Raw genomic sequence first — 13,550 nt, 5'->3', positions numbered from 1 at the left:
GCCAGGGGCAAAGCCGACCACCTACAGCACCATGGGTCAGGGCAGTGAACACGGGAACCCCGAGCCGAGCGCTGGCGGAAGCGCCAGCAAGCCACCAGGTCTGGCAATGTCTCGTCCGGGGGGCGGAGCCTCCGTAGTAGTCGGAGCGCGGGAGAGCCGCGCACATGGCGAAGGGAGGCAGTCCATGGGTGAAACGCGCATGGCGCCGGAGAAAGCCGTGTATGCGGCGCCTCAGTCCGATCAGGACTGGCTCCGGAGCGTCCAGCGCGAGCTTCACCGGCGAGGTAGAGACGATCTGGACTACGTCTTTCGCAAGCTGTGGGGATTCATTACAGATCCTCGCTCCTTGCGATGCGCCTTCCACCGCGTCGCCCGCAACCGCGGGAGTCGCACGGCGGGCGTCGACGGTGTCACGGTGGTCAAGCTCGGACGAACGAGCGGTGGCAGCGAGTCCTTCGTGCAGACACTGCGCGAGGAGCTCAAAAATCACCGCTTCCGCCCGAGCCCTGTCCGACGGGTGCGGATCCCCAAGGCAGGCGCCCCAGGGAAGTACCGAGCCCTGGGAATTCCCACCGTCAAGGATCGCGTCGTGCAAGCAGCGTTGAAGAGCATCCTTGAGCCGATCTTCGAGGCGGACTTCTTTCCCGTCTCGTATGGTTTCCGCCCCGGCCGCGGGGTCCACGGCGCTCTCGAGCATCTACGGATGCTGTTGCGACCGAGGCCTGTACGCAAGGGCGGGATCGAGCATCGGCTTCCGTACCAATGGGCCATCGAAGGAGACATCAAGGGCTGCTTCGATCACATCGGGCACCACGCGCTAATGAACCGGGTCCGCCGACGCATTGGCGATGTCAAGGTGACGAGACTGATCGCGGCATTCCTCAAGGCTGGCGTCCTTTCCGAGGAGCAGTTCTCCCGAACGGAAGCCGGCACTCCCCAAGGTGGGATCCTGTCGCCATTGCTGGCGAATATCGCGCTCAGCGCGATTGAGGAGCGGTATGAGCGTCATGTGTGGCCACGCCGCACCCCGACGATACAAACCGATCCTGCGGGGATCACTCGACGAGCAAACGAGAGACGCGCCACCGACCGGCGGCGCGGCCTCCCTATCCTCGTCCCCATCCGGTACGCGGATGACTTCATCATCCTCGTTGCCGCCCCGCCCGGCCCGCAGCAGCATGCGGATGCCGAGCGGGTCGCGAACGAGGAGAAGGCTGCACTGGCCAGCTTCCTGAAAGCCGAGCTTGGGCTGGAGCTTGCAGAGGCAAAAACGCTCGTGACCCCTGTCACGAAGCCGATGAGCTTCCTCGGGCACCATGTCCTCGTCCGACGCCACCCCGGACATCGCCGGCAGGTGAGCGCGAGCCTCGTGCCGAAGGAGCGCAGCCAGCGCCTCCGGGAGAAGATCAAGCAGCTCTTCAAGAAGAGATCAACGGGCTCTTCGCTGCGGGGTCAGCTCCAGAGGCTCAACCCCATCCTGCGGGGTTGGGCGAACTTCTACCGGCACGCGTGGGGAGCGAAGAAGGTTTTCAACTTCCTCGACCATTACGTGTGGTGGACGATCGCCCGATGGCTTCGTAAGAAGCACCGCATCTCCCTGAAGCGCTTGATCCTGCAGTACGGGCAGCGCAGGTCGGGGGGACGAGGCGTGCGATGGACGGATGGAGGAGTCAGCCCTTTCGACACGTCCACCGTGCGCGTCGAGCAATACAAGCTGGGGTGGATGCGCGAACCGTACTTCGCCACAAACATGGAGGGAGAGCCCGGTGCATAACGAAAGGTGCACGCCGGGTTTGGACGGGGGCGGCCGGAAACCGACCCGGCGCAAGCCGGGCACGGCGCCGGCCGCCCACCGAACTATGAATGGGACAGCCGCGCACTATTGTCGCTGATCCTGGTAGGGCTCTCTGACCTTCAAGACCGGCTTGAGCTGCGCAAAAATCGCTCGCTGTACTCGCGCATCGAGCGGCGTCTCTCGATCGGTGCGATGGTCCCCGACGATACCGGCGAGTACGTGCGGCTACGGATGAGCCGTGCTGGCGCCGACCGCGACGTCTTCACCGCGGACGCTCTGACGCTGCTCCACGAGGCGGCTGGCTCCAGCCTGCGCGAGATCGACCGCATGGCCACCGCCGCGCTGCGCGAGGCGGCGCGACGGAAGAAGAAACTCGTCGAGCGTGACGTGATGGCGCGCATCGTCGGCGACCTGGGGACGGACGGCAGCTGACGCTGACCGACACGACGGGCGCCCCCTCGGCGCTGGCGAAGAAACACCTCGCCGGCGCCGACGGCCACCAACCATGATGGCCATTGCGAGCTGCCCTGCGGCGCGCGTCCGAACGATGGCCATCGCTCTCCTTGACCGCAACCGCGCACGCCCTCGATGGCCATCAAGCTGCCTGCTCGGCGGACCATCGGCCAGCCTGAGCGTCAACAGTCAAGGAGACCGGCGCGGGCGCGTGCGGGCACGCCCCGGACCGTTAAATCTACGCCAAGCGCGCGGATGGCCGAGGGCTGTCGAGATGGGGGCACGGGGGAGTGGCGGTCAGGTGCCGGCGGGACGCTTGCGCGGCCGGCCGCGCTTGATCTCCGGCATCTCCGCAGGCCGGAGGAGAGCCGCCGGTGAAACGTCGAGCGCGTTCGCGAGCCGAACGAGCGCACCCAAGCTCACGCTCTGCCGCATGCTTTCGATGTCCTGCAGCGTCCGGAGATCGAGCTCAGCAGCCTCCGCGAGGCCCTCCTGGGTCATGCCGCGCCTCTGGCGCAAACGCCGAAGGTTCGCGGCGATGTAGACCAGAATGGTGTCCAGGGTGAGGGTGCGCACCAGATCGTGCGTACACCTTTGCCCAGTCCAGAATAACGCGGCCCGGCCGTGCTTTTCGTTGACGCTTCCTGCCGGCAGCCCGTAGGGTTGCAGGACCGCGAATAGTGCCGCCCGCGGGTGCTGGTAACACCCCCGGGCGGCGTGGCCGAACCCCGCTCGAACGAGGTCCGACATGGGAACAGTACGTTCACGCCCTGGACAGGGCCAAGAGATCAATCCTCCCTCCTGCCGCCGCGTCCGTTCCGGCGCTCCACGCCCGTTTGGGCGATGGCCTGGCAGAGGCGGGGCTCACGCCGCGCGGCCCGCCGTCTACTTGGACGTGGCCACAATTCTCGATCACACCACCTTCGTCCGCCGCACCCTCCGCACCCGCGGCGTTCTCCCCGTCGAACTCGACGACCTCACCCAGGACACCGTCCTCGGCGCCTGGCGCAGCATGCGCGCCGGCCGCTTCCGCCCGTCCCCCGCGCTTCCTCCCGGCGACTCCCTTCGCCCCTGGCTCGCCGGCATCGCCTCACGGCAGGCCTCGCACTACCGCGATAAGGCCCACCGCCGCCACGAACTCCCCGCGGTCGACCCTGACCGCCTCTCCGCCTTCGCCGCCCCCTCTCCGGAGGCCCGCCTCGTCGCCCGCGGCCTCCTCCGCGCCTTCCACTTCCACCGTCTCCGCCCCGAGCTGCGCGAGCTCCTGTCGCTCGCCGCCACCGGCCTTTCCTCGCACGAGATCGCCGCCTCCCTCTCGCTCCTGCGCCCAACGGTCGCCACCCGCCTCCGCCTCGCGCGCCGCCTCTTCGCCCGCGCCCTCACCCGCTCTCGGAGGTCGCCCCGATGAGCCCGATGAGCCGCGCCCCCATCGACGCCCCCGCCGAGACGGCGGCCGAGCTGCCGACCGCGACCGAGGCCGCCCTCCTCGAGATGGTGCTCGGCCTACCCGGCGTCGGGGCGCGCATCCTCGGCACGGCCGCTCTCCCCTCGCTCGGTCGCCTCTCGCCCGCGGCGCTGGCGGAGCGCACCCAGATCGCGCTGTTCGACGCGACCCGGCTCGCCGCCGCCTTCGAGCTCGGCCGCCGCTACCACGCCGCCCGCGCGCGCCGGGGCGCGCTCCTCACCGACGCCGCCCGCGTGGCGCGTTACTTCGGCCCGAGGCTGGCGTCCCTGGTCCACGAGGAGCTCTGGGTCGCCGCGCTCGACGCCCACGGCCGCGTCCGCGAGACGCGCCTGCTCGCCCGCGGCTCCGACGACGCTCTCCACGTCGGCCGCTCCACGGTCCTGCGCACGGCGCTGGACATGGCCGCCCACAGCTTCGTCCTGGCCCATAACCACCCGAGCGGCGACCCGACGCCGACCCGCGAGGACGAAGCGATGACCCTGGAGCTGCGCCACCTCGGCTCGGAGCTGCAAGTCCCGCTCACGGCTCACGTCATCGTCACGCCCAGCGGCCGCTACGCCGCCGTCTACGAGTAGACCCTCGCGGGGCGCTTGCGCCCCCTGCGCCCCTGCGGCGGCGAGCTGCGCCCCTGCGCATCCAGAGCAAGCTTCCAGCGCATGGCCCCGGCCGGCAGCGCCGTAGGCCTCAGGCAGCGGCACGAGGCGCTGGAGCACACGGTGCCACCGCGGGACCCGACCCAGGGCACCGCATCGAGGTCGACCCGCACTCACGCATCGCCTCCGGCGACGGCCGGCGCGCCGGCGTCCGCACCGGGGGCCCGGCATCGCGCGCCGGACGTGTGACCTCGACCTGGATGGCGCGCGAGAAAGGCGCTCGCGAGGTCGGGCGGCGGGAGCCACCCGACCGCTGCGACGTCCAAGGCGGGAAGACTGCGACTGGCGTACGCGCTCAGGAAGACGACAGCCGGCCGGCCTCGGGAGCCATGCTCGCTCGCTATCGTCGGGGATCACCACCGTGGTACAGTCGGTCAGGAGCCCGACGCCGATGCATGATCGCCAAGCCGAACAAACAGCGGCTGAACCCTCCGACGCCGAGAAGAGCTGGGATCAGCGGATACTCGAAAGAGTCCCCTCCGGCGTTGATGCATCGCTCATCGCCGAGAACCTGCGCTTGACTCCCACCGAGAGAGTCGAGCGGATGCGGAAGGCACTGGAGTTCATCGAGGAAGCGAAGGCAGCCCATGGTCACCGACTTTCGGCGCGTCGTTGAAGCGCTCGTCGGTGAGCGTGTCGATTTCGTGATCATGGCGGGCTCGCGCTGGTAATTCAAGGGTCGAGCCGCACGACGAACGACATCGATATGTGCTACTCGCGCGATCGCGAGAACTTGCGGCGCCTCGCACGCTCCCTGGCTCCGTTCCATCCTACCCTTCGGGGTTTCCCTCCCGAGTTGCCCTTCTTCTGGGATGACCAGACGTTATGGAGCGGGCTCAACTTCACGCTGAGCACGGATATTGGCGCCATAGACTTGCTGGGCGAAGTGCCCGGAGTGGGTGGCTTCGACGACGTTGTGAAAGGGTCGGAGGAAATCCAGCTCTACGGCTCCACGGTTCGAATCCTGGGGCTGGACGCCCTGGAACGCGCCAAGCGCGCGGCCGGTCGTGCCAAAGATCTGCTCGATCTCGGTGAGATCGCTGCGATCCGTGCGCGCCGATCCCCCTGATACTGACCGACGTCGACCTGCGAGAACGAAGCCACGCCGGCTGCGCAAGCCGGCTACCGCAACCTGGGTCGGGTCACCCCCGGCGTCGGGCTGCGCCTCCTTGGCACGGCCGCTCTCCCCTCCCTCGGCCGCCTCTCGCCCGCGGCGCTGGCCGAGCGCACCCAGATCGCGCTGTTCGACGCGACCCGGCTGGCCGCCGCCTTCGAGCTCGGCCGCCGCTACCACGCCGCCCGCGCGCGCCGGGGCGCGCTCGTTACCCTCGCGGGGCGCTTGCGCCCCTGCGCCCCTGCGGCGGCGCGCTGCGCCCCTGCGCATCCAGCCCGCCACCTCCAGCGCAGCGCCCCGGCCAGCAGCCCCGCCGCGCGTTCGCCCTCGTCATCGCGGTTGGCCGGGGAGGGGAGGAGCGGGGGTGCTCCTCGTGCTAGGCTCGACGGCGAAGCGGGCTTGCCTCCCGCGTCCACCCCAGCGCGATGTCGACCGCCACCGTCACCCTCGCTCTCCCCGAGGCGCTCTACCAGCGGCTGAGGGGGACTGCGCTCGCGACCCGACAGCCGCTCGAAGCCGTGATGCTGCGGGCGCTGAGCCTCGGCAGCCCTCCCGCCTGGGACGACGCGCCCCCGGAGTTCCAGGTCGACCTCGCCTGCCTGGACAAGATGGACGACCAGGCGCTCTGGCAAATCGCAAAGAGCCACAGGTCCGAAGCAGAGCTCGCGCGCCACGACGAGCTGCTCGACCGGAACGCCCACGAACCCCTCACGCCAGGGGAGCGCATCGAGCTCGCGCGTCTTCGCCACGACAGCGACCTGTTCATGCTCCGGAAGGCGCACGCTGCGGCGCTCCTGCGATGGCGCGGGCACGCGGTCGCTTCTCCGTAGCGCGCGCCCTCCACGCATCGTCACCGGACGCCGGCGCTGGGCCGAGGTGGGCTGGCACCCGCCCGCGTAGCACCGGCTCGTAGAGCCTACGCGTCACGTGGGCTGGGAGAGCGGAGGTAAAAAGGGTTTACCTCCTCATCGAGCGCCTCAAGCTCCTCGGAGCTCGACATGTGATTGAGTTGCATGAGGACCGCCCGCGCGGCCTCTTGCAACCCCATGGACGGTGCTTCGGTGCCGTCCCATGCCTCGCAGAGCGATCGGAAGCTCTCCAGGCGATCGAGCAGCGCTCGCCACCATGCGCGGGTCTCCGGGTGATTCCGGCGAACAGGCCGGAAGGTCGCGAGCAAGCTGTCGATATGCGCGAGCGCCGGGCGCCGCAGATCCGCGGGAGGGATCTTCGCGACCATCTTGGGCGAGGCGAGATAGCCGCACCACACGATGGCTGCGGCGAAGGTGATCGTATCGGGCATCGCTGCCAGCTCTGCCGCAGTCGGTGGCAGGCGCGGGTCGGGGTCTTCCGGGCCAGGCGGCGCTTCAGGCGGTGCGCCTTCCCAGCCGTCCCACCCTCCGGGCGGCTCCGGGACCGCGAACGCAGCGAGCATGTCACGCGCGGCGCGCTGGATTTCGGACGGGATCTCCGCCGATGGCGACCAGCCCTGGCATGACGCGAGGAGTCTTTCTACCTGTGGCGCTATGTCCAGCGGCCGCCCACCGGCGCTGAGCCCTGGTTCGGGGCCCTGGCCGATGGCGGTCAGGAGCTCGCTCAGGAGCTCCAGGACGTGCTCGCGTGACGGCATCGCGCCGGCTTTGCGCGCTGCGCGCGTCGACGCGAGCAAGCCTGCCAGGTTCAGGGCTCCTGAGACAACTTGCGCCACCCTGGCAGCGCGCTTCGAGGCGTCATCAGCATTCATGGCGAGTCTCTCGATCACTCCGGTCGACAGAGCTGAATCCAGGGGACCATGCTGCTTCCGATGGCGGGCTTCAGTGTGATGGCAGCGCCGACAACGTCAGCAGCGTCGTAGCAGGTATAAGTGCACCATCCGTCGATGATCAGGTTGCCAAGGTTCCAGACGTCAGGGCACGTCCTGCAACGACCATCGCCGCAGTCGTTCAGTACGCATATCTTGGCGAATGAGCACTTCACGCTCGACTGGCATCGAAGCGGTGGATCCATGCACTCGACCTTGATCGGGTACCCGGTGGACAGCAAGGTCGGGTCGATGGATGCGACCCATTCTTGGGCCAGCTGCCAGGCCAGCTCTGTGTTCTGATGAATAAACTGTTCAAGTGCCTGCTGGTCAACCACGGCTGGATCGGTGAACTGCAGCTCGGTGAGGCCAGAGAGCGCGTAAGCTGCATAAGCTGCCCTTGCATTCACCAAGGCAAGTTCCCTTGGGTCTGCGCTGCGTGCCGCATCGATCGCAGCCTCCTCTTCCGGAGTAAACGTCATGCCACCCTCGACGCCATCGTCCATCGGCGCGGGCTGCGCCTCGTCAGGCGTGGGCTGCGTCTCGTCAGGCGTGGGCCAGTTGTCCTCCCTTTCCCCGCCTTTCCCGATTCGGATCGTGCATGCCGGTATCATGATCGCGCTGACGATGCCGAAGACAAGGAGCGCTCCGAGCCTGCCTGGAAGATTGCTCTTCGACATGAGTCGCCTCCGCGCCCTGATGCTAGGCGACGGTGGAATGTCTTTCTACGCGGAAGTAAGGTAGAGAACCGCTCGGGGGGCCCCTTAGCAGGCCGTAGGGGTGTGCCGCAGCCAGCTCTGGGCGACCCGCTGCTCGCAGCCGGCTCACGGCGCGCCTCCTCTTCGCCCGCGCGCTCACCCGCTCTCGCAGGTGGCCCCGATGAGCCCGATGAGCCGCAGCCCCCTCGACGTCCCCGCCGAGACGGCGGCCGAGCTGCTGACCGACGCCGCCCACAGCTTCGTCCTGGCCCATAACCACCCGAGCGGCGACCCGACGCCGACCCGCGAGGACGAAGCGACGACCTTGGAGCTGCGCCACCTCTCCGCGGAGCTGGAAGTCCCGCTCAAGGCCCACGTCATCGTCACGCCCAGCGGTCGCTACGCCGTCGTCTTCGCCGGCGACGCCCGTCTGCCCGAGCGCCTGTTCCCGGCGTTTGGCCTGCCCTTGGAGCTGCCGGAGCAGGGCGCGAAAATTTTTTCGAGCGACCGATGAGTTCTCCTCGGGCGAGGCGTCCATGGAGCAAAAGGAGGCCAACCTCATGTCCCACAAGCTCTTCGTCAGCCTGCCCATCAAGAACCTCGAGCGCACCACGGCGTTCTTCAAGGCCCTCGGCTTCACGTTCAACCCGAAGTTCACGGGCGAGCAGGCCGCCTGCATGCTCATCGGCGAGCACGCCTACGCGATGCTGCTCGTCGAGCCGTTCTTCAAGACGTTCACCAAGAGGGAGATCTGCGACACCGCGACGCACGTGGAGGGGGCCTTCGGGATCACGTGCGAGAGCCGCACCGAGGTGGATGCGATGGTGGAGAAGGCGCTCGCCGGCGGCGGCAAGGAGCCGGACCCGCCGCAGGACCACGGGTTCATGTACAGCCGGAGCTTCGAGGACCTCGACGGGCACCACTGGGAGGTGCTGTGGATGGATCCGAAGGCCGCGCAGTAGGCCGCACGGATCTCGGCGGAGGAGAAGGCGTCGAACACCCGGCGCGGGCGGCGTCATGCGCGACGAACGAAGCCCGCTTGCGGCCCGCGCGCGGCGGGGTTCTGCTCGCCGCATGTCCGACCTCAAATTCTATTACGCCCCCATGACGAGCGCAGACCGGGTGCACTGGGCGCTCGAGGAGCTCGGCGTCCCCTACGAGAAGGTCAAGCTCGACCTCGCGGCGGGAGATCAGCGCAAGCCCGAGTACCTCGCGCTCAACCCGAACGGCAAGGTCCCGCTGCTGGTCGCGGAGGGGAAGCCGATCTTCGAGGGGCTCGCGATCCTGCTCTACCTCGGCGAGCGCTTCGGCGTGGACAAGGGCCTCTTCCCGGCACTCATCGCCGACCGCGCCGAGGCGTTCAAGTGGATGGCCTGGGGCAACGTCACGCTGTTCGAGGCGACGACGCGGCTCCTGCGCAACACCCTGGAGCGCTTCCCCGCCGACGAGCGCAACCCCAAGGTCGCCGAGGGCGCGAAGCAGGACCTCACGAACGGGATCGAGATCCTCGACCGCGCGCTCGAGGGCAAGGAGTACCTCGTGGGCAACCAGTTCTCGCTCGCCGACGTGTCGCTCGTGACGGCGCTGCCGTTCCTGGCCCGCTTCGGCGTGGACCTCTCGCCTTTCGCGAACGTGAACGCGTGGATCGCCCGCTGTACGAGCCGGCCTGCGGCCAAGCGGGTCAGACCGGGCTGAAGTCTCGCCCTGGCCGCTCAGCCGCGCTGGCGGCTATCTCATGAGCTTCATGAGCGCCAGCCGCGGCGGCGGCCACCCCGACGCCCAGGCCGACTGGATGAGCTACCGGCTCCTCGACAGGCTGCGCGAACCTCCGCTCCGGACGACGTGTCTCCGCAGTACCGGATGCTCCCTGCTGCGCCAGCAGCAGGCGCGTGCTGCGCATGTGCTGCTGGCGCAGCAGCCAGCGGTCGCCATGGGCCTGCTCCGGCTCGGGAGCGTGGTTTGCAGGGCGCCCGCGCGGCAGCGCCACCCGATTCGGCACAGCGGACGACCGCGCCGATCGATCGGCCGCTCGCCTCGGTTCGCCTGATGACCTCTTCGCCGCCTCTCCCCCAGCGTTATCTCCTCGGCTTCATGGTGCTCGGGCTGCTCGCGGGCTCGAGCAACGGCGTGGCCAAGGTGGTCCTGCCGCTGTATGCCGCCTCGCTCCACGCCTCCCCCTGGCAGATCGGCCTGGTCGGCGGCCTGCAGTTCACCGGCATGCTGCTGCTCTCGATGCCGGTCGGAGGCTTGATCGACCGCCACGGCAGCCGGCCGCTGTTCCGCTTCGGCGGCCTCGCGGGCGCGGCGCTGTACCTGATCGGCTTCACCCACATGGATCGGCCCTGGCAGCTCATCGCCGGCGTGGTCCTCTTCGGGCTGCTCAACCCGTTTCGCATGGTCGCGACCCAGACCGAGTTCCTTCACCTGCTTCCTCGCCTCGGCCCGCGCAAGGCAGGCTGGCAGCGCGCGTCCCACTCGCTCGGCATGTTCTTCGTGGGCCCGATGCTCGGCGCGCAGCTCCTGGGCCTGCTCGGCTACACAGGCGTGTTCGTGGTGACCGGACTCGGGCTGCTGGCGACGGTCTTCGTCGGCGATCGTGTGCTCTCCGGGGCTCCCCCCGGCCGCGGGCGCTCGGCCACGCCGCTCCTCGAGCGCCTGCGCGGACAGGTCGGGATCATCCTGTCTCGCCGCGAGCTGCGCCAGAGCATGCTCATCGAGCTGTGCGGTCAGATGGCGATGTCCTACTTCGCCGTGTTCGTTGTGTTGATCGCGATTCGCGAGTTCGACCTCTCGGTGCCGCAAGCCGCGAGCCTCGTGACCCTCCAGGGCGCCGTCTTCGTGCTGACCTTGCTCCTCGCCGGGGGCGCCCTGTCGCCGCTGCGCGACGCTGCCCGCTACGCGATCGCCTTCTCGCTGCTGCTCGCGACCGAGCTCCTGCTCGCTTTCCCCCTCGGCGTCGCGTCGCTGTGGATCGGGGCGGTCCTGCTCGGGCTCGGGCTGGGCGTGCAGCACCTCACGAGCGTCAATCGCTTCGCGGCGCTCACCGCCGAGCTCGGCCGCGGCCGGGTGGGCGGTCTGTTCTCGCTCTCGGGGCCGGCCGGGGGCCTGATCGGCGCGGTGGCGGGCGGCTCGCTCGGGCAGCGCTTCGGCCTGTTCAGCGGCTTTCGCGTGCTCGCGGCGCTCTATGCGGTGCTGATGGTGTGGCACGGGCGCGGCGTGCTGACCGAGAACCACCAGCCGGTCGCGCTCGCCGAGGGCGAGCCGGAGTGACCGCAGCAGCTACGCCAGCTCACGCAAGAACGACAGCACCACCTCTCCCAGGCGCTCGGGTTGTTGAAATGGAAGGCCGTGGCCGGCGTCCTGTACCTGCTCGATCCGTACGCGTGGGTTGAGGCTCCGCAGCTCCGTCGCCATCTCGAGCGTGACGACGGGGCTGTCGTCACCGATGACGAGCAGGCTCGGGACGTCGATCGCGCTCACCACCTCGCGATACGCGGGGTTGGGCGGCGTGAGAACGTCGAACGCTTCCATGCGGGTCTTTAGCCTCGCCTCGGCTTGCAGCTCGATGATCTCGGGCGAGCGACGCGGGTCTCGGGCTCGGGCCTTCGCAACGAGGTCAGACTTCTGCAAGCCGAGGACCTGGCGGTGTTGATCGGCGACGTCGCTGTCGTACACCTCGCGTTGGCGCTCGGGGCTCAAGAACGTCGGGTCGACAAGGATGAGGCCGCGGAGGATCCCCGCCCCTCGACTCGCCACCACCGCGGCGGTCATGCCGCCCATCGAGTGGCCAAGCAGAACCGGACGGGAGAGCTCCAGGCCGCGGATGAGGCCCACGACGTCGCTCGCGTGATCGTCGTACCGGTATCCGTGGTGCGGCGCGCTCGAACCGCCGTGCCCTCGGGCGTCGGGCATGACGACGTCGAACTCACCTTCGAGCGCCCGCGCCAGGGGAGTCCAGCAGGCGCCGCTCCCCATCAATCCATGGAGCAGGACGACGGGAACCTTGGCGCCTCCGGTTCGGAGATAGTGGATGTTGATGCCGTTCGTTTCGCAGACTCCGCTGATCCAGGTCGTCATGGGGCTGTTCCTGCCTGCCGCAGCTTCGCAAGTGGGATGAAATGGTTCAGGTCCAAGATTGTTGCCCTTGATGTCGAACACAGGTCGAGCGCCGGCCGTTGCGCTCCACCGGGGCGGCCATCACGAACGCGCATCGACGGGAGAGGATGCGCTGCGCTTGGCTGCCCATCGCAGCAGCGCGTCGAGCGCCGGGCAGAGCGCTTGTCCCCACTCGGTGAGCCCGTACTCGACCCGGGGCGGCACCTCGGGGTGCGTGACGCGCCAGACCATCCCGTCCCGCTCCATCTCCCGGAGCTGCTGGATCAGCATCTTCTGCGAGACGCCAGGGATGGAGCGTTCGAGCTCCGAGAAGCGCTGCACCTTCCCTCCGAAGAGGCGGAACAGGATCACCAGCTTCCAGCGCCCCTTGACGAGCTGGAGGGCCTGCTCGACACGCTCGGCGGCGATCTCGGGGGTGGCCGGCTCGTCATACTCACCTTCGGGTGCGTACCCCACCTTTTTGTGCGTTCTTGCCACCCGATGAGCCTAGCCCAACTTTGCGTGTGAGGGGTCCACGTGCTGGGCCTCGGGTCATCGTCCCCCAGGAGGAACCATCGCCCATGCAAGTGAACACGCCCCGAAAATTCTCGATCGATCCGGAGGAGTTCGCCGGCAAGCGCGTGCTCGTCACAGGCGGCACCAAGGGGGCGGGCGAGGCCATCGTCCGCCGCCTCGGCGCAGGGGGCGCCGTGACCGCGACCACGGCGCGTTCTGCGCTCCCGGCAGGCCAGTCGCCGAACGTCTTCGTACAGGCCGATCTTGCCACGGTAGCGGGTGTGGACGCCGTCGTCCGCACGGTCCTGGGCGAGCTTGGCGGGATCGACATCCTGGTCCACACCGTCGGCGGCTCCTCTGCGCCGGGCGGCGGCTTCGCGTCGCTCACCGAGGACATCTGGAGCGACGAGCTGTCGCTCAACCTCATGGCCGCCGTGCGTCTCGATCGCGCGCTCCTCCCGAACATGATCGCGCGAGGCGCGGGGGTCGTCCTCCACGTTTCGTCCATCCAGCGCCGGCTCCCGCTCCACGACGCGACGATCGCGTACGCGTCCGCGAAAGCCGCGTTGTCCACGTACAGCAAGGCGCTCTCCAAGGAGCTGGGACCGAAGGGCGTCCGCGTGAACTCGATCGCCCCGGGATGGATCCGCACGACGGCAGCCGACGCCCTGGTGAAGCGCCTTGCCGACAACGCCGGTACGGATGAAGACACGGCCCGTCAGGGCATCATGAACGCGCTCGGTGGTATCCCCATCGGGCGTCCCGCATGGCCCGAAGAAGTCGCGGAGCTCGTCGCGTTCCTTGCCTCCGACAGGGCGGCGTCCATCCATGGGAGCGAGTACCTGATCGACGGGGGCACTGTGCCCACCGTTTGACGGCAAATACCGGACTCACCTTGGCGCAACGCCCGCCCGCCGAACGCCTCGGCTTCTGCCGCGTGTCGGTGTGCGCAGCGCACCCGCG

General features: G+C 68.7%; 17 protein-coding genes and 2 pseudogenes. 14 read left to right on the top strand and 5 right to left on the bottom strand.

The annotated features are described in order from the left end of the window. Positions 1-184 precede the first annotated feature (184 nt). Both ltrA and WMF29_RS40065 read left to right on the top strand, forming a co-directional pair. Entirely contained in the window at positions 185-1,774 is a 1,590-nt protein-coding gene (ltrA, locus tag WMF29_RS40070; protein WP_437325349.1) for a group II intron reverse transcriptase/maturase, read from the top strand. A gap of 6 nt (positions 1,775-1,780) precedes the next feature. After that, positions 1,781-2,227, top strand: coding sequence for a hypothetical protein (locus WMF29_RS40065; protein WP_437325348.1), 447 nt, complete (start codon positions 1,781-1,783; stop codon positions 2,225-2,227). Between the two features lie 318 nt (positions 2,228-2,545). Here the strand turns inward: WMF29_RS40065 and WMF29_RS40060 are convergent, their stop codons facing one another. Further along, entirely contained in the window at positions 2,546-2,998 is a 453-nt protein-coding gene (locus tag WMF29_RS40060) for a helix-turn-helix domain-containing protein (RefSeq protein WP_437325347.1), read from the bottom strand. A 145-nt stretch (positions 2,999-3,143) separates the two neighbouring features. Here WMF29_RS40060 and WMF29_RS40055 point away from each other — a divergent pair, with 145 nt between their 5' ends. From WMF29_RS40055 to WMF29_RS40030, 6 genes and pseudogenes are all read left to right on the top strand, one after another. Further along, a complete protein-coding gene (locus WMF29_RS40055; protein ID WP_437325346.1) occupies positions 3,144-3,656 on the top strand; it encodes a sigma-70 family RNA polymerase sigma factor in 513 nt (170 codons plus the stop codon). A 5-nt stretch (positions 3,657-3,661) separates the two neighbouring features. Further along, positions 3,662-4,288, top strand: a complete 627-nt coding sequence (locus WMF29_RS40050; protein WP_437331216.1) for a JAB domain-containing protein — start codon at positions 3,662-3,664, stop codon at positions 4,286-4,288. A gap of 469 nt (positions 4,289-4,757) precedes the next feature. After that, positions 4,758-4,982, top strand: a complete 225-nt coding sequence (locus WMF29_RS40045) for a hypothetical protein (protein ID WP_437325345.1) — start codon at positions 4,758-4,760, stop codon at positions 4,980-4,982. A gap of 180 nt (positions 4,983-5,162) precedes the next feature. Further along, entirely contained in the window at positions 5,163-5,435 is a 273-nt protein-coding gene (locus WMF29_RS40040; RefSeq protein WP_437325344.1) for a hypothetical protein, read from the top strand. Between the two features lie 75 nt (positions 5,436-5,510). Next, positions 5,511-5,708: pseudogene (locus tag WMF29_RS40035) on the top strand (JAB domain-containing protein); the annotation flags it as partial. 197 nt (positions 5,709-5,905) lie between these two features. Beyond that, positions 5,906-6,310, top strand: a complete 405-nt coding sequence (locus tag WMF29_RS40030; RefSeq protein WP_437325343.1) for a hypothetical protein — start codon at positions 5,906-5,908, stop codon at positions 6,308-6,310. An 86-nt stretch (positions 6,311-6,396) separates the two neighbouring features. On the opposite strand, the gene WMF29_RS40025 is transcribed toward WMF29_RS40030, so the two are convergent. Together WMF29_RS40025 and WMF29_RS40020 are read right to left on the bottom strand one after the other, a co-directional pair. Then, positions 6,397-7,221 (bottom strand): hypothetical protein, encoded by an 825-nt coding sequence (locus WMF29_RS40025; RefSeq protein ID WP_437325342.1) that lies wholly within the window; start codon positions 7,219-7,221, stop codon positions 6,397-6,399. 14 nt (positions 7,222-7,235) lie between these two features. Then, positions 7,236-7,958, bottom strand: a complete 723-nt coding sequence (locus WMF29_RS40020; RefSeq protein WP_437325341.1) for a hypothetical protein — start codon at positions 7,956-7,958, stop codon at positions 7,236-7,238. A 208-nt stretch (positions 7,959-8,166) separates the two neighbouring features. Between WMF29_RS40020 and WMF29_RS40015 the strand changes: the two are divergent. The 5 genes and pseudogenes from WMF29_RS40015 to WMF29_RS39995 all read left to right on the top strand — a co-directional run. Continuing rightward, positions 8,167-8,388, top strand: a pseudogene (locus WMF29_RS40015) (JAB domain-containing protein); the annotation flags it as partial. Between the two features lie 148 nt (positions 8,389-8,536). Next, positions 8,537-8,938, top strand: coding sequence for a VOC family protein (locus WMF29_RS40010; protein ID WP_437325340.1), 402 nt, complete (start codon positions 8,537-8,539; stop codon positions 8,936-8,938). Between the two features lie 112 nt (positions 8,939-9,050). After that, positions 9,051-9,671 carry a glutathione S-transferase family protein gene (locus tag WMF29_RS40005; protein ID WP_437325339.1) on the top strand — a complete coding sequence of 207 codons (621 nt, stop codon included), beginning with the start codon at positions 9,051-9,053 and terminating at the stop codon, positions 9,669-9,671. 49 nt (positions 9,672-9,720) lie between these two features. Further along, a complete protein-coding gene (locus tag WMF29_RS40000; RefSeq protein WP_437325338.1) occupies positions 9,721-10,023 on the top strand; it encodes a hypothetical protein in 303 nt (100 codons plus the stop codon). Then, entirely contained in the window at positions 10,023-11,246 is a 1,224-nt protein-coding gene (locus WMF29_RS39995; protein ID WP_437325337.1) for an MFS transporter, read from the top strand. Before WMF29_RS40000 ends, WMF29_RS39995 begins: the two co-directional genes overlap by 1 nt. A 9-nt stretch (positions 11,247-11,255) precedes the next feature. On the opposite strand, the gene WMF29_RS39990 is transcribed toward WMF29_RS39995, so the two are convergent. Further along, complete coding sequence (locus WMF29_RS39990; RefSeq protein WP_437325336.1) at positions 11,256-12,053, bottom strand: alpha/beta fold hydrolase; 798 nt, start codon at positions 12,051-12,053, stop codon at positions 11,256-11,258. Positions 12,054-12,173: 120 nt separating this feature from the next. Then, positions 12,174-12,569, bottom strand: a complete 396-nt coding sequence (locus WMF29_RS39985; protein WP_437325335.1) for a winged helix-turn-helix transcriptional regulator — start codon at positions 12,567-12,569, stop codon at positions 12,174-12,176. Between the two features lie 83 nt (positions 12,570-12,652). Between WMF29_RS39985 and WMF29_RS39980 the strand changes: the two genes are divergently transcribed. Then, on the top strand, positions 12,653-13,462 hold the full coding sequence (locus WMF29_RS39980) for an SDR family oxidoreductase (RefSeq protein ID WP_437325334.1): 810 nt from the start codon (positions 12,653-12,655) through the stop codon (positions 13,460-13,462). Positions 13,463-13,550 lie beyond the last annotated feature (88 nt).

It is taken from the genome of Sorangium sp. So ce381, assembly GCF_051473845.1.
Classification (GTDB): domain Bacteria; phylum Myxococcota_A; class Polyangia; order Polyangiales; family Polyangiaceae; genus Sorangium; species Sorangium atrum.
Note: the sequence above shows the minus strand (reverse complement) of the source record. Positions and strands in the feature narration are given on the sequence as shown.

Bases quoted from the DNA above. Each gene is read 5' to 3' on its own strand.
- ltrA (WP_437325349.1), top strand. From the start codon at position 185: ATGGGTGAAACGCGCATGGCGCCGGAGAAAGCCGTGTATGCGGCGCCT.
- WMF29_RS40060 (WP_437325347.1), bottom strand. From the start codon at position 2,998: ATGTCGGACCTCGTTCGAGCGGGGTTCGGCCACGCCGCCCGGGGGTGT.
- WMF29_RS40050 (WP_437331216.1), top strand. From the start codon at position 3,662: ATGAGCCGCGCCCCCATCGACGCCCCCGCCGAGACGGCGGCCGAGCTG.
- WMF29_RS40045 (WP_437325345.1), top strand. From the start codon at position 4,758: ATGCATGATCGCCAAGCCGAACAAACAGCGGCTGAACCCTCCGACGCC.
- WMF29_RS40030 (WP_437325343.1), top strand. From the start codon at position 5,906: ATGTCGACCGCCACCGTCACCCTCGCTCTCCCCGAGGCGCTCTACCAG.
- WMF29_RS40025 (WP_437325342.1), bottom strand. From the start codon at position 7,221: ATGAATGCTGATGACGCCTCGAAGCGCGCTGCCAGGGTGGCGCAAGTT.
- WMF29_RS40020 (WP_437325341.1), bottom strand. From the start codon at position 7,958: ATGTCGAAGAGCAATCTTCCAGGCAGGCTCGGAGCGCTCCTTGTCTTC.
- WMF29_RS40010 (WP_437325340.1), top strand. From the start codon at position 8,537: ATGTCCCACAAGCTCTTCGTCAGCCTGCCCATCAAGAACCTCGAGCGC.
- WMF29_RS40005 (WP_437325339.1), top strand. From the start codon at position 9,051: ATGTCCGACCTCAAATTCTATTACGCCCCCATGACGAGCGCAGACCGG.
- WMF29_RS40000 (WP_437325338.1), top strand. From the start codon at position 9,721: ATGAGCGCCAGCCGCGGCGGCGGCCACCCCGACGCCCAGGCCGACTGG.
- WMF29_RS39995 (WP_437325337.1), top strand. From the start codon at position 10,023: ATGACCTCTTCGCCGCCTCTCCCCCAGCGTTATCTCCTCGGCTTCATG.
- WMF29_RS39990 (WP_437325336.1), bottom strand. From the start codon at position 12,053: ATGACGACCTGGATCAGCGGAGTCTGCGAAACGAACGGCATCAACATC.
- WMF29_RS39980 (WP_437325334.1), top strand. From the start codon at position 12,653: ATGCAAGTGAACACGCCCCGAAAATTCTCGATCGATCCGGAGGAGTTC.